This window comes from Paenibacillus ottowii (genome assembly GCF_050516475.1).
GTDB classification, from domain to species: domain Bacteria; phylum Bacillota; class Bacilli; order Paenibacillales; family Paenibacillaceae; genus Paenibacillus; species Paenibacillus ottowii.
Map to the genome: position 1 here is coordinate 1,727,041 of NZ_CP191577.1, position 14,289 is coordinate 1,741,329.

The window sequence follows — 14,289 nt, forward strand, 5'->3', positions numbered from 1 at the left end:
GATCTTAGCTCAGTTGAATCAATTTCATCCCATTCTTTCTTTTTTAAAACTCTATTTTTAGGAGTTTTATAGTGAGCTTCTAGAATTGATTCTTGTAATAAAGTAGATAACGAACTCTCAGCTAAAGCATATTCTAGAGTCCAAGGTGAGCTAAGAAATACACGTGTCATTTCAGTTTCGTGTCTAAAATTTTCTTTAATTCTTTTCTCACGATTAATTAAAAATTTACCGTATTGTTGTTTGTTTTTTATTTTTATTAAATCATGAATCTCTTGTTTCTCATCACTAGTTATTTTTCTTCCTATATGACCGCTAATAACATCAGTCAAATCACTAAATTTTATATATAAATCTTTAATTGATTTTCCATTGATTTCAGTGATTATTGATTGAATTGCATTCTCATCATCCTCGTTAAGTTCAAAATAGCAAAGTTCGTTACGATAATATGAGATTGGCTTCAAATCCATATCAGTGACTATTGATACAGGAAAATTCAACTTAGTCCCTTCTTTTCTTAGGAAAATTGAAGTATATCTTTTAAATGCTAAATTACCCACGTTTACGATTGAAACTCCATAATCGTATAGAGGCCTTCCTATAGCTTCAGCTAATGCTGGAATCAGCAAGTTTTCTGCATCTCCCTCTACACAGATTATCCCTTGGGCAAAAAACATATTAGACTTTGTTGCATCCAAAAACCTTTCAAAAAAATTGTAATCATCTTTTTCCAAAAGAGTAAACCCTGACCTCATAGGAAAAGCAGCATTATTATAGATTAAAATCAGATGTTCTAGAGAAACTGAAGAAATCAATATTGGACTGTGGGATGTAAGAATATACTGAATCCCTTCCTCTTTACTTTTCTTCTCAAAATATTTAATTAATCTCAGTTGTGACTGAGGGTGTACATGAGCTTCAATCTCTTCAATTAACGCTAACTTTGGTCCAATCTTATTATCACTTAAAAGAAGTAGTTCCGCAGCCATAAATAATAAATTGGAGCTGCCTAACCCACTTCCTATTTCCCCCAAATTCAATTCTAGTTTTCTCAAAGCTTCTTCAAATTTCATATGTTTAGGTTCTATTTTTGGGTTTTTCTTTCGATTCTTCTCAAAAAAAGCTTCAACAACAGTACTCATTTTTCCAAGGACAGGTTGATCAATAATTGTCTGTACATCTTTGAAAGCATCTTTTAAAATTTTTTCGATATCCTTCCTAGATGCACCTTCATTTTCTTGAAAGAAACTTAAATTTTTTAAAATTTGAGCAAATCTAGATCTGTTCCCTGGACTCAACTCAAGTTCAGCGTCACGCAAAGGCTTTAAATAAGTAACAGTTAAAAGTTGCTTCACACTATCACTTAGTAGTTGCTCTCTTCCTACCTCACCGCCCGTAACATTCTTTACGATCCTATTCTTCATATTTACATCGAATATTTGTTCTGCTTCTAAATATATTCTTAGATATGTTCTATCTTCTTCAAAGTATATCCATTCAAAGAAATAGGCCTCCTCTTCTTCTGTTAGATCTTGAAAGATGTATTCTATTTTAATTGGTCTATTAATATCAAAAAAATCAGATTCTTTTATCCAGTTTTGATCTTGGCTATTAGTACTCAAACCCAATTTTATCGAATCGATAATCGAGGTTTTTCCAGAGTCATTTTCCCCAACAATAACATTTAAATACGGGTTAAAGATTATATCTATACATGGTTCACCATTTGCACTCTCTCCAAACTTTCTCCAATTCCAAATTTTCAGTGAATTAAGATACACTATGATCTCAACCTTTATACAATATTTTTTATCTCTCATAAGATAGTTATTTCATACCCCGTATCTTGTAATACCAAAAAAAGGCCTTTAATACATCAAATTGCATAAAATCTTATCAGGACACCTTCATATGCAGACCGGGTACATTAAAGTAAATAGCCCTCTCAATACATAAGCAACTTGTCTGCCTTCTGCATAATACGCCTCATCGAAATATCTCAACCAATATAAAGGACTATATACCCAAGACCAAGGGGATACTCCCGCCCAATACTCTACTAAATTCTGCATAAATCTTCTTTATTTCTTACACTATAGCATATTCATGGGGATATATGGAACCAAAAAAGCCCTTGAATAATACCAAGGACCTAATTCAATTCATCTTCTAATTAAGAGAAGACCAAGATTATTCGTGTTCTGTAAAAAACAAGGAGTCGTAGGTAACATATCAGTAATAAATTATAGGATTGGTCATAAATCTTTTTGCTCAACTGGTGGTTGAAAATTATAAAAAATCAAATATGAAGTTATTGTTCGTACCAACAATCTCAAATAGAATTGGATTACATAAAGGAGTGTGAGAATTTATGAAGGAGAATTTATGAAGGAGAATTTAGCAAGAAACATAAGCATATTACCGCAAAGAAAGAGGACTTACACAAGAAGAGCTTGCACAAGTCCTAGGGCTTTCATTTCAAGCCGTATCCAAGTGGGAAAATGCTCAGACAATGCCTGATATTTCGTTACTACCTCAGTTATCAAGAACTTTAGAAGTAAGCATAGACAAGCTTCTTGGGTATGTATCACGGGATAAAACGATTACCATTTACGAGGAAGAATATAAACGCAAGAATATTACTGGGGTACTGAACCTAATAAAGTGTGTTATCAGGTTTTGCAGTTTATGCCCCCCAATAAACACATAAAATTATTGGATATTGGATGTGGTGAGGGAAAAGACGCACTATTTTTTGCTAGAAATGGATATGATGTCACTGCATTTGATGTTTCGGACGCAGGTATAGAGAAAACCAAGAGACTTGCTGAAAAAGTCGGTGTCCATGTTAATGTATTTAAGGCAGATATTTTAGATTATCGTTTGGATACGCATTTTGACGTTATCTTTTCAAGCGGTGTCCTACACTACATAAAACCGGAATTCCGCAAAGAAATATTTGAAAATTATAAGCAGTATACAAATCCAAACGGCTTGCATATCTTTAATGTGTTTGTAAACAAGCCCTTTATTGCTCCACCACCTGAAAAAGAACCTAATGCGTATAAGTGGTACTCTGGTGAACTGCTTACACATTATCACGACTGGTTCATTGAAGAAAGTTCGGAAGTTATTTTCGACTGTAACTCGTCAGGCATTCCTCACAAACATGCCATGACTAAAATTATTGCACAAAAGATAACCTCATTAGGCTAAAGATGCTTCCATATTTAAGGCAACAAAAAGAGGGGTTCGCTTTTGCCGCCCCTTTTTACTATTTAAGCAAGTATATCTTCCAAATTAATTGCCCCTCCGTACCAGCAACACTGTACACTTCACATGCCATTGTAAATAAAATATGTTCCCGCACTTAAACTTAAAGCGATTTTCTGAATGCACGAACATATTAAAGTTGTTCTTAAACCCTGTACATCACTGCTTCTTATGTGCATTTCCTAAATAGTCGTATCATCCATGTCACCTTTGCCCCACCGCAGTTTCGCCTTACAGCCACAAGGCTTCACAGCCTCTCACTCACGCTCTCACCCAATTTCTCCCTGAAATAATAGTCGTAAGAAGAAACAGAGGAATTTTTGAGTCAGAACGGGAAAAATCGGGGGGTAAAAAAAGCAATTAAAGTCGAACTAAGGGTAGGGGAAATGACAGGAAAAGCTGGGGATAGGGCAAAAGAAAATCGAAGGAAATGATCGAAAAAAAACAGGAGAAAAACCGCCTCTGTTCAATGATTAGCGGAGATTTGGGCGACTTTTTTATTAAAAATGATGAATAGCGGAGATTTGGGCGAACTTTCTATGTTTTGCGGTAGAAATAGGAAAAAGAGCCGAGGAAAACAGGAACGGAACCCCTTTCTCGCTCGGCTCGTAACACTACTTTTTATGCTTTAGTACGACTGTTTATGCTTTGAGATGACTTTGTGTGCTTCTACATCTCATCTCGATATATTACTACCACGCACTCCACATGTGTCGAGACGATGGAAAGGATATACGTCTTCTTACCACCTATTATATGCTTTTTTCCGCATTCCCTCCTATATCACCTACTTCCAAAAATACAAATTGTAATTACCCCAACAATGGGTCATTCTGTAAACTAAATCTTTCCTTTAACCGATAAATACATATGTTGGGTTGTTTATTAAATATCACCTCTCGTCCCTTTATAACGTACAAATCTTGTAATACATATCTATCTCGACTCAAAGCTGTACTCATCCGTGTCTTCTATAATCAGAAGCGAATTAAAAATGACATACTTTAATTGGAAATAGTCGTCAAATCTAGAAAGGAGTCATGAACTCACTTGAGCGCATTATCAGATGGGATCGGATATGAAAGCCTACGCTTTTATGGTCCCTTTCAGCCCCTACACATCGATCAACTTCAAATAACACGTACCATTAATGATCATGTCTATTTACATATCAGTGGTATGCTCTCCGAAGAACAGGGAGCCGCTTGTATCAGTCAAAATATGGAGCAAGAGCCGATTGTCATTCGTCAGTTAAATGATCAGGGACAATCGCTGAGAAGGCTGTTCCATGGGATTGTTACACGTATGTCCGTACACTGCGTACGAGGCGTGTATACTTTTGAATTGGAGGCTGCTTCCCATTCATACCAGATGGATATCAAACGTAAAAGACGCTCCTATCAAGATATTCACCGTACTTATGATAATCTGGTCACAGCACTGGTTCGAAAATATCAGTACGGAGATGCCATTGACACGGTAAGCAACCATGCCAAATTGGAGACATTTGTTTTACAATATGATGAGACCGATTGGGCGTTTTTAAAACGTCTCGCTTCTCGCTTTGGCTCCGTACTTGTGCCAGAGGTAACCGCAGCCTCGCCCAAGGTTTTCTTCGGGATACCAGAAGGCAAACAGTACAAGGTGGAACGGGATGTATTTTATCGGGTACGGAAAACGTTTCATGAATTGGATGCGGAAAAGCCGGGAGAACGTGCTGGCTCGTATGTCACCTATATGATTGAAAGTCTGCAATACTATGCGCTTGGTGACCTCATTACGTTACCCATTGGACAAGGTAAAGAGTTGGTCGTGGTTCGAGCAGTGACTATGCTAGCGGATGGCCTACTGCGCACCCGTTATGATCTTCAAGCTGAACAAGATATCCGCTATGCGCGGTATGAAAACGATCAGGCTACTGGAATTTCGCTGACAGGAACGGTGCTCAAGGTACAGCAGGATTTTGTACAGCTTCAACTGGACATTGACCCGAAGCAAGATCCTGCCAAAGCGTGCTGGTTTCCCATCACCACCCGTTATGTCGCGGAAGAACATAGTGGCTGGTTCGATATGCCTGAGATCGGGGAACAGGTGGAATTGTATCTGCCCACCCACCGCGAACAGAATGCCTATGTAACGGATTCGCTGCGACAACAACGCCACACCAATGGACAGCCGAATGTGAAGGTATGGCAACATGTGCAAGGTAGTGGCGTAGAAATGTCTGAGCATGAGCTGACTCTATCCACCTCCGGTGAATTTTCCATTACACTTCATGAAGGTAACGGCATTACGATTGACAGTCCGGGGAATGTGCAAATTCAGGGTGGTCAAGTGAAGCTTGTTGCTGGACAGGAACTTTCACTGGAAGCTGAAACGGCGCTATACTTAAAAGGTGGAGCCAGCAGCATGGTATTGGATGGTGAGACAGACACCAAAGCCCCAGTGATTTATCAAGAAGGTACGGTAAAAGCTCCAGTTTTCGTAGCTGACCTCCCTCCTGTTCCAGAACCTCCATTGATGAGCATCAAAGCATATCAGGCGGCGCAAGCTCCATCAGCAGCTAAGACATCGTCAAGCAGCCAAGCCTCTCCTCCTAAAGCAAAAGTCACCAGTCCAGCAAAGCTTCAACAAGCGAATGCCATGATGGGGACAGTATCCAAGCTATTAGGCTCCATTCCGGTAATGGGGAAAGTGGCTGGCTTTGTTGTAGGAGCGCTAAGTGGACCTGCGGCAGGTGTGATTCTGAGAGCAACCGCAGCAATCCCTGTTCGGAGCAAAGGAACAAATCACGCTGTAGGTAGTGCTCCTAAAGGTGGTTTGCATCCACTGAAGCATCTGGCTAGTTTAGCGCTCCAAGGGCTAATAAGCCAATACGAGCATGAACGGGCTAAGGAAGCTTATTATAGCAAGTGGATTTTAGGCAAAGTGTATACGAGTGCACGTCACATAGCGCTTTCGGGTGGCCCACTGGAACTGGTCCAAAACCTGTTAAAAGAGTCAAATGCCATGGCTCATGCATATCAGCAGGTTCCTAAAAATATTCAAGAGAAATGGCTCCGGGATAACGAAGAAAAACAACGCATTCAAGCAGCACAAACACAGAAACATGAGAATTCTAAACTTGCATTATGGCGAGAAAGAAAAACTAGTGAATATACTTCATATTGGAATCAAACTGATTATTTTACAGCCAACTGGTGGCAGGATGAAAATAAGCTAAAACAAGCAGAGCAAGCACTGCGCACTGAAATTACAATGAAGCGCAAACTATCACTGTATGATATTAAAGATCCTAATAAATTGGCCGCCATCCAGCGTATCATCAACGCAAAACGAACGCAAGTATGGGATGAAGGAACTCTCAATGCCATTGAAGATGGTTTGGTATCGATGGGTGTGGATTCTTCAAATGCTATTGAGTTGGACAAAGAGAAAATGGATGCACTCATTTCTCGATACAATCAAGGCTTCATTGGACAAAAATCTGGAGATTACATGGAAAGGACAGGCTTAAGCGATTTAGTTGAAGACACGACCTATGGGATTGTGGCAACCCGAATCGGTATAGGGAGTGCTGGAAGTTCTCCTGCCAGGTCCAGCCAACCACCTATTGCAGAAAATCCGCCTGCAAAACCCAATCCAAAGGGTGGTCCAGGTGTAAACAGACCCATTGATGAGTTCAATGATTCGGCGATTTATAATGGGGCAAATTCAAGTAGACCTAAGGAGTCACCTAAACTGCCGAATTCGAGCAAGCCTCCTAAAGATACTCTAAAAGCTTCTAATGTTGGTAGTGTAGTCAAGAGTGGAAATAAAACAAAATATACGAATTCGGCTGGTAATGAGTTAATTTGGGATGATCAACATCCGAAAAATATTAATCGCGATATTGATAATCTTTTAAACAGTAAAGACCCGGGCAAAGCTACTGAGGCAAAAGTAGCTTCCGCTGTTAGAGAAAATAAGGAAGTAACAGCATTTGGCCAGAAAATTCAAAGGGCAGATGGTAACCCGGCGGGCGATTTTGACGTAGTCACTAAGGATGAAATTATTGAAGTTAAGAAATCATTAAAAGCCGTTACAAACGTTGAACAGTTCGATAAATACGTTAATGTAAATCATGACGGTTATTTTAATCATAACCAGAAGAAAGTCATTTTATATATTGACAAGCCATTGACTAATTTACATCAGAACGATCTAATAAAATTGGAAATCATTAAATCTAAAGGTGTTACTATTGTAAACTCTATAGATGAACTCAAGGGGGTATTAAAGTAAAGATGGGGACTCCGGCAGTTATTTTAACGAAAAAAGAGAGATATTCTCCTGAGAAGCTGTTAGCAGATAGTATAGTTGCAGCCTTTCATTCGGATGCATCGCTCTATTTCTACAACAATAAAAATTACTCAAATGAGGGGAAGTTTTCATATACAACGCTGAATATTAATAATAAATCATTTGCGGAGAACAACGAAACTTCATTAATCTTTTATATTCATAGTATTAATAGTTTAAGTATTGATTTTTACTATCATGAAGATTTAGGATTAGATACAAATCTATTGCTGTGTCAAGTCGGTCATATCGAGGATATTTATGGTAATCAAGAGTTGATATTCAATTTTATTTACGAATACCTCAAGCTAAATCCTGATGATTATTTTTGGATTGCAGATTATGATTGGGTTTACAGTTGGGAAGACATTCAAAAATTAAAATCATTACCGTATGACCCAGATTGGTGCTATAAGAATCCCAAAAACTAACTTATAAGTACAATGTGACAACAAGATCGTACAATGCAACTAACAAACCAGACATTAGAAAAGACATAAAATTAGTAAACTTTAAAAGGCTTATTTCGAATTGAATCTATGAGTAGGATGAGCTTTTTTTATACTCAAAATCAAAAGAAGACGAAATTAATGTCAAAACAGATATAGATAGCAAGCATGCAAAAAAAGCTTGCGAAAACTGCACATTTACTTTTAAAAGAAATATTGCTGACGTACTTACCGGATGGTATAAGGGAGGAATGGGAAGCCCAGAGCAGATTATGTGGAGGAATATGATCTCACCGCATTAACTCTAGACTAGAGCGTACTGGAGGTTTGAGTAAAATGGACTTTAGGTTATCTATTGGCTCTAATCTGTCTAGAGAAGCCTTGGGAAAGTTGCTTTATAATATGATAGGTGAAGTGTTAGCAATGGAAATAAATTTTTATGAAGTAGAAGTAAAAGATTGGTCTGATGCTCGACAGGTAAGTATTAGTTGTACTTATTTTTCTATAAGCATTAATTTAGATGATGAGGATGACTATTTAGAACGTTTTCGAGAAATGAACCTCGAAGATCACGGCGTAGATACAAATATTCTTATTAGTATTCATTTTGTATCGCGTACTTTTGACATTGGATAGTTAAAGCTACTCGAAGTTATTGGAAAACTATTACGAATGAACGATCAAGATTTGGTCGTTGAAGATGATTCATCATACCCACTATTAAAAAGAATTAAAGGGCGTTTATTTATCAATAATAATCTAGATGAATATCAAACCAGGTATATCACTAAAGAAAATCTAGAGCTACTGAATTATCCTTATTTGGAAGAGGACTTTTTTAAAGATAGCCGATATAGGAGGTAACATTTCCCAATTAAGTCGAACGAGTCGATTATGGTCAAATACTGCCATGATTGACTTGTTCTTTTTACTTTCCTCTTGGCCCTAATGCCGTTTGGTAATATGAACAAGCTGGTGAGAACATTAGAGGATAAAGGGTTGAAGGTAAAAGGTGAAAGACTAGAAATACCCAATGACGGCAGCTATTTAACTACAGATGGGGAAAATATTAAATCGCCAATGCTAGATCAGTATACCTTTATAAGAAAGTGAGGTTATAGTGGATGATACTTACTCTTGATATAAGTAATGAAGAATTTGATGGAATTATAGATGGTGATGGAGAATTTACACCAACTATTTTCTTGAATTTTCCAAGTGATATCAGAGGCATATACGAATTTGAACTCATAAATACAGTGATAGATATTTATAATTTTAAGGACAAATTGCAATATATAGGATTCCCCGCAAAAGATGATTCACTTTTTGTATTTGGAAAAATGAAAGTTCGAATTGAGGGGGTCAAGGGAGCAGATTTCAAACTAATTGAAGGTAACCTCCTTGCAGGACGTGAGCAATATTACAGTTGGCACCATACAATTGATAGCGGTGATATTGTATGTAAATGCGGGGGGAAGTTATCTTTCCTAGAGGATTGCTACGTAGCATTAATGATTGTTACTGAAAGTAAACCTAAAATAACATTAACATTTGATATTAAAGAAACAGTTCCTTTTAATTTTATGAATAGCAGTAGCATAGAGCAAGCAAATTTAAAAAAAGTAGAGCCTAAACAAATTAAACCTCAAGGGAAGTTGTTTGACTTCAACTTTTTCCAAGAGTATTTTGGATCTGGGAGAAGAGCTATTAAGAGTGAGTAGTTCAAATGTTAAATAAAAGGATCATATAATGGCTCATTCTATCTGAAACGATGAGGAATGAGCCTTTTTTCCACGAAAAAAATAATTTTTCATCCCTCCCTATCATTAGCCTACTAAAAGAACAAATTAAATGATTAAGATGACTTTTAATCTAAACCCGAGAGGAAGAAATATGTGATTGAAAAAATTATACACCTCATAACAAACGCGTCTTTAGATAAAGATGATAGTGTAAAGATGATAGTGTTATAGTAGCTGCTCTAAATTTATTAAAAAATGATTGCAATTTAGAAGAATTAGAGGGTGACTATTTTGCTCAACTTGTTAGTATGATTCCTCTGGTTAAAGAACAGAGCACAAAGGCACTTTTAATCGAAACAATTGTGGAATCTCCAGAATTCGTTAGCGACGATACGATGTTGGACGAATATGTGAAACTTATATCAGAAGGTGCGACTAACGTTCAGGAAGCTGCAAGATGTTTAGGTGCATTTACCGCCTCTGGCTCTACAAACAATCAGATATTCTTACAATTGGCCAATAAATTAAATAATAAATTTGCCGTTGAAATACTAGTTTCAATGGGACGTTCTAATTGGGGAGAAACCCCTCATTACCTAGAATCATTTGCTCAAGAGGTTCAAAATGCACAGAGGATAAAATATCGTTCAGGAATAATTGCAGCCTTTTTATTAATTGTTCATCCCCTGTGTTCAGAATACACTCATGTCAGTTCGTTATCTTTTGGATATCCATTTACTGAAGCGGCTATGAATGATTGGGCGTGGGTAACCCCAAAAAATACAGAACATATAGTACAAAAGAAAATAGTAACCTCAAAAGAAGCTGACATATTGGTGAAATTAGGGGGCTTATTGCGACTTAATATGAACTTGAGTTCAAACGAAGTTGCAAAGCTATACACCGATTTTTTTGAAGATAAGAACCCATTTGACGTTACTTACACTTTACCAAAGTAAAAAACATAACGCCAAAGAAATCACTACGGACAAGAAATCGTAGAACCCGCCTCTAACATTTCCCTAAAACAATGACTTGCCACTTCTCCCCGTCTAAAGGCGTTTGACTTGAAAGAGAAAATGTTCGAAGAATACAGCGCTGGTAAAGCATGGGCACCAAAGCAGATAAGTAATGTTCATATTGATATTGAAGAATAGGAGAATAATTAAATGCTTATAATAAAGGCTTTAACAAAGATGTATGAGGATTGGGGTGAAGATATAGACGACTTCTATATTACTTATAATGTAGATATCGGACCCAGTGAAATAAATGGAGCATCAGACATGTTTTCATTTGAACTAGTAAGTCCTAAAAGGTTAGATAGAATGACAGATCAAGGTGATATTATTATCGGGCATGGTCATTTTATAGCAAAAGACTTTAATGAAAATACACTTGAAGCCACATTAAATCGTATCATTAATAAATGCACAGATGATGATATTAAGAAGGCATACAAAAACCTATCTACATATTTTCGTTGGGAGATGGATGAATAATTGGAGATCTAGCTGATTTACATACACACAGTTAGCCCTATAGCAGATTTCACAAAAATAATGTAGTGATCACAATCACGGTTTAGACTGTAAATTCAAGTTAAAATACAAACAATTTTAAATTTATTTCAGCTGAAACCAAAGATACCGTGATCGATCAAAAAGAAAAACAAGGAAGTGTACAAAGATGAAAAGAACTGATTTACCTCTTGTCTATTCTTGTTCTGGATGTTCCTCCGCAGCACAAACCGCTAACATGATCGCTATACAAATGGATCGAGAAAAAGTCGCTGAAATGTCCTGTATAGCTGGTGTTGGTGGTGATGTCAAACCCCTTGTCAGAACAGCGAAATCGGGACGTGACATCATTGCAATTGACGGCTGTCCCTTGTCCTGTTGCAAGAGTTGCTTAGCAAGGCATGAGGTTCAACCCAAACACCATTTCCTGCTGTCTGACTTTGACGTACCCAAGATCATAGGAGAAGATCCTAACCCCGATCATTATAGAAATGCTTACACACAAATCTTAGAACAAATCGGACAATAATTCTTAGTCAAAGTTAAGGTATGTACCGAAAGATGGCTCTTATTATGTAACAATATCATAAATAGTTTTCACTGGTGGCTCCTAACACATCTTTAAGGGCCACCAGTATTTTTTTAATCCCAGTTTAATCATTGGATATAAAAACCCTAAAGAATTTGGAGCTCTAATTAGAGTCATTTTTCAAATTTTTAAGCAGCTCATTTGCAACATATGGCAAAGCGTTTTCGAACCCTTTTCTTACAAGTGACTATACATTCTTTTTTGAATACTTTTCAGATAACTAAGGTTCCCCCTCCTATATTCAAGCTCCCCCACCTCCTTAGCTGCCTTGTAAAAATTACTCGTCGTTACCATCCAAGCAATACAGCAACTATGTACCTGCCTGCTTAACAACCTTGAGTTGGAGTACTATACATTCTCAACATCACGTTTCCAACATTTGCACTGAACGGCGATTTTACAGCTATCTTTGCTTTGCCCTTAAAAATTACTTTACGTAATAGCGAAGAGCCTAAAAATAAACGTAATGATAAAATCGGTAAATATCACAAAATGACAACAGATGTTATATTGTACTTTGGTTGAAGTTAAACAAAGGAGATGGAGATGCTTATGATGAATCAAGAACCAAATCAGCAATTAGGTGAGATTATTGAGCAGTTCGTACATTCATTTATAGCAGAAAACAATAACATTCGATCTCAAAAAGTAATCAACATTGCAGATGAGGATACAATAGCTCATTTAAGGGAAATTGGCTTTCCCAAAAAAGGAAGACCCGTAAAAGAGATTGTCGATGAAATGAGGAAAAACGTCTATTCTCATCAAGCCTTCATGCAACACCCTCGTTTTTTCGCAATGATTCCTAGTCCCGTGTCTGTTTACTCTTGGTTAGGAGATATCATGACCTGTGCTTATAATACCCACGCCGGAAGCTGGATGCAGAGTTCGAGCGCAAGCCTTTTAGAGGGGGAAGTGATCCGGTGGATGTGTGACCAGGCAGGATACCCCGATACTGCTGGGGGCTTATTTCTGTCGGGCGGATCGCTGTCGAATTTGACCGCTTTAGCCGCTGCACGCAATGCAAGGTTATCCGAGCAGGAATATGCCATTGGAACTGCTTATGTTTCAGATCAAACTCATTCATCGGTCGCCAAAGGGCTACGCATCCTCGGATTCCGTAGTGATCAAATCAGGAAGGTTCCAAGTGATAAAAATTTTCGTATGGTTGTTTCGGCCTTAGAGAAAAAAATAATGGATGATCAGGCGGCTGGCATGAAGCCTTTTGCGGTCATTGCCACGGCAGGCACAACCAATACAGGAAGCATTGACCCGCTAAACGAAATTGCTGACTTATGTGAAAAACATAATATTTGGTTACACGTGGATGGAGCTTACGGTGCGTCGATTTTGGCTTCTTCGAAATATAAGTCTCTTTTAAGCGGGATATCGCGTTCAGATAGTATCACCTGGGATGCACACAAATGGCTAATGCAGACCTATTCCTGCAGCGTGGTTTTAGCCAAAGATAAGCAGCAACTTAAAAACTGCTTCAGCACACGCCCAGAATATTTGAAGGATGCCGAGACTGATGAAGAACATATTAATTATTGGGATTTGGGTCCAGAGTTAACCCGGCCTGCTCGAAGTCTGAAACTATGGGTGACACTGCAAGCTTTAGGCACGAATGCTGTCGGTGAAGTGATAGAGCATGGAGTTCAACTCGCAGAATGGGCTGAAGATGAAATCAAAAAACATAATCATTGGGAAATTGTATGCCCCGCGCAATTAGCGATTGTTAATTTTCGATATGCACCACCTGGGCTATCCGACCAGGAATTAGATTCACTCAATAAAAGGATCTCCCAAGAAATGGTAACTAATGGGTACGCCACAGTGCTTACTACACAACTCAATGGAAAGACTGTTCTCAGAATCTGCGCAATTCACCCAGACACTACGGAAGATGAGATAAGAAATACAGTTCAGCTATTATCGAATATAGCAAGATCATTGAATGAGAAAAAAGTTTTTTTATGATGTTCAATTGTGAAAATAAAGTGCTACACTTTCTGTAAATAAATAAAAATGCTCAGCATTACGAAAATAAGAGGGGCAAGCCGCCCCTCTTTGGCCCACTCTTTGAAGCAGGCCAAAATATATTTTTGAAATTTTTATGTTCTAACCCCTCAATTCCGTACAACTCATAGCGATGTCGCCATTTTACTAAGGTGGTAACGCTGATGTTATGTATTTTTGCTACTTCCATACGGCTGCTCTGTCCTGCTTTTAACTCCTGTATGATGGCTAGTTTCTCAATCGTATTGTATTCGTTCTTCTTAGACATAGGAAAATTCCCCTTCAAGTAGCGGTTTATTTATTAAACCTGTCTACTTGAAAGGGAGCATATCAAAATCGGTTGCCTGTTCCAT

11 protein-coding genes and 1 pseudogene are annotated in these 14,289 nt (G+C 37.8%); 10 read left to right on the plus strand and 2 right to left on the minus strand.

Annotation, left to right across the window (positions count from 1 at the left end):
- Nucleotides 1-1,820, minus strand: a 1,820-nt coding sequence (locus ACQQ6X_RS08155; RefSeq protein WP_430493561.1) for an ATP-dependent nuclease, incomplete at its 3' end; no start/stop codon positions are given.
- A gap of 565 nt (nucleotides 1,821-2,385) precedes the next feature.
- Between ACQQ6X_RS08155 and ACQQ6X_RS08160 the strand changes: the two are divergent.
- The 10 genes and pseudogenes from ACQQ6X_RS08160 to ACQQ6X_RS08205 all read left to right on the plus strand — a co-directional run bounded on the left by ACQQ6X_RS08160 (nucleotide 2,386) and on the right by ACQQ6X_RS08205 (nucleotide 13,897).
- A pseudogene (locus ACQQ6X_RS08160) lies at nucleotides 2,386-3,216 on the plus strand (methyltransferase domain-containing protein).
- 1,107 nt (nucleotides 3,217-4,323) lie between these two features.
- Nucleotides 4,324-7,557: a contractile injection system protein, VgrG/Pvc8 family gene (locus ACQQ6X_RS08165; RefSeq protein ID WP_305164948.1), complete on the plus strand. Its 3,234-nt coding sequence runs from the start codon at nucleotides 4,324-4,326 to the stop codon at nucleotides 7,555-7,557.
- Between the two features lie 2 nt (nucleotides 7,558-7,559).
- On the plus strand, nucleotides 7,560-8,045 hold the full coding sequence (locus tag ACQQ6X_RS08170; RefSeq protein ID WP_430493562.1) for a hypothetical protein: 486 nt from the start codon (nucleotides 7,560-7,562) through the stop codon (nucleotides 8,043-8,045).
- A 354-nt stretch (nucleotides 8,046-8,399) separates the two neighbouring features.
- Complete coding sequence (locus ACQQ6X_RS08175; protein ID WP_305164950.1) at nucleotides 8,400-8,699, plus strand: hypothetical protein; 300 nt, start codon at nucleotides 8,400-8,402, stop codon at nucleotides 8,697-8,699.
- A gap of 36 nt (nucleotides 8,700-8,735) precedes the next feature.
- The gene (locus ACQQ6X_RS08180) at nucleotides 8,736-8,927 is read left to right on the plus strand and encodes a hypothetical protein (RefSeq protein ID WP_305164952.1); all 192 of its coding nucleotides are present in this window, start codon (nucleotides 8,736-8,738) and stop codon (nucleotides 8,925-8,927) included.
- A 260-nt stretch (nucleotides 8,928-9,187) separates the two neighbouring features.
- Nucleotides 9,188-9,787, plus strand: coding sequence for a hypothetical protein (locus ACQQ6X_RS08185; RefSeq protein WP_305164953.1), 600 nt, complete (start codon nucleotides 9,188-9,190; stop codon nucleotides 9,785-9,787).
- Between the two features lie 329 nt (nucleotides 9,788-10,116).
- Nucleotides 10,117-10,767, plus strand: coding sequence for a hypothetical protein (locus ACQQ6X_RS08190; protein ID WP_430493563.1), 651 nt, complete (start codon nucleotides 10,117-10,119; stop codon nucleotides 10,765-10,767).
- 210 nt (nucleotides 10,768-10,977) lie between these two features.
- Nucleotides 10,978-11,310 (plus strand): Imm8 family immunity protein, encoded by a 333-nt coding sequence (locus tag ACQQ6X_RS08195; protein ID WP_305164956.1) that lies wholly within the window; start codon nucleotides 10,978-10,980, stop codon nucleotides 11,308-11,310.
- A 187-nt stretch (nucleotides 11,311-11,497) separates the two neighbouring features.
- Nucleotides 11,498-11,857, plus strand: coding sequence for a putative zinc-binding protein (locus ACQQ6X_RS08200; RefSeq protein WP_013311396.1), 360 nt, complete (start codon nucleotides 11,498-11,500; stop codon nucleotides 11,855-11,857).
- 612 nt (nucleotides 11,858-12,469) lie between these two features.
- The gene (locus tag ACQQ6X_RS08205) at nucleotides 12,470-13,897 is read left to right on the plus strand and encodes a pyridoxal phosphate-dependent decarboxylase family protein (RefSeq protein WP_305164957.1); all 1,428 of its coding nucleotides are present in this window, start codon (nucleotides 12,470-12,472) and stop codon (nucleotides 13,895-13,897) included.
- Nucleotides 13,898-13,955: 58 nt separating this feature from the next.
- On the opposite strand, the gene ACQQ6X_RS08210 is transcribed toward ACQQ6X_RS08205, so the two are convergent.
- Nucleotides 13,956-14,204 carry a helix-turn-helix domain-containing protein gene (locus tag ACQQ6X_RS08210; RefSeq protein WP_305164958.1) on the minus strand — a complete coding sequence of 83 codons (249 nt, stop codon included), beginning with the start codon at nucleotides 14,202-14,204 and terminating at the stop codon, nucleotides 13,956-13,958.
- Between the last annotated feature and the right edge of the window lie 85 nt (nucleotides 14,205-14,289).

What these genes read in the sequence shown, in the direction of transcription:
- ACQQ6X_RS08175 (WP_305164950.1), top strand. Translation starts at nt 8,400, where the DNA reads ATGGACTTTAGGTTATCTATTGGCTCTAATCTGTCTAGAGAAGCCTTG.
- ACQQ6X_RS08195 (WP_305164956.1), top strand. Translation starts at nt 10,978, where the DNA reads ATGCTTATAATAAAGGCTTTAACAAAGATGTATGAGGATTGGGGTGAA.
- ACQQ6X_RS08190 (WP_430493563.1), top strand. Translation starts at nt 10,117, where the DNA reads ATGATTCCTCTGGTTAAAGAACAGAGCACAAAGGCACTTTTAATCGAA.
- ACQQ6X_RS08170 (WP_430493562.1), top strand. Translation starts at nt 7,560, where the DNA reads ATGGGGACTCCGGCAGTTATTTTAACGAAAAAAGAGAGATATTCTCCT.
- ACQQ6X_RS08205 (WP_305164957.1), top strand. Translation starts at nt 12,470, where the DNA reads ATGATGAATCAAGAACCAAATCAGCAATTAGGTGAGATTATTGAGCAG.
- ACQQ6X_RS08185 (WP_305164953.1), top strand. Translation starts at nt 9,188, where the DNA reads ATGATACTTACTCTTGATATAAGTAATGAAGAATTTGATGGAATTATA.
- ACQQ6X_RS08210 (WP_305164958.1), bottom strand. Translation starts at nt 14,204, where the DNA reads ATGTCTAAGAAGAACGAATACAATACGATTGAGAAACTAGCCATCATA.
- ACQQ6X_RS08200 (WP_013311396.1), top strand. Translation starts at nt 11,498, where the DNA reads ATGAAAAGAACTGATTTACCTCTTGTCTATTCTTGTTCTGGATGTTCC.
- ACQQ6X_RS08180 (WP_305164952.1), top strand. Translation starts at nt 8,736, where the DNA reads ATGAACGATCAAGATTTGGTCGTTGAAGATGATTCATCATACCCACTA.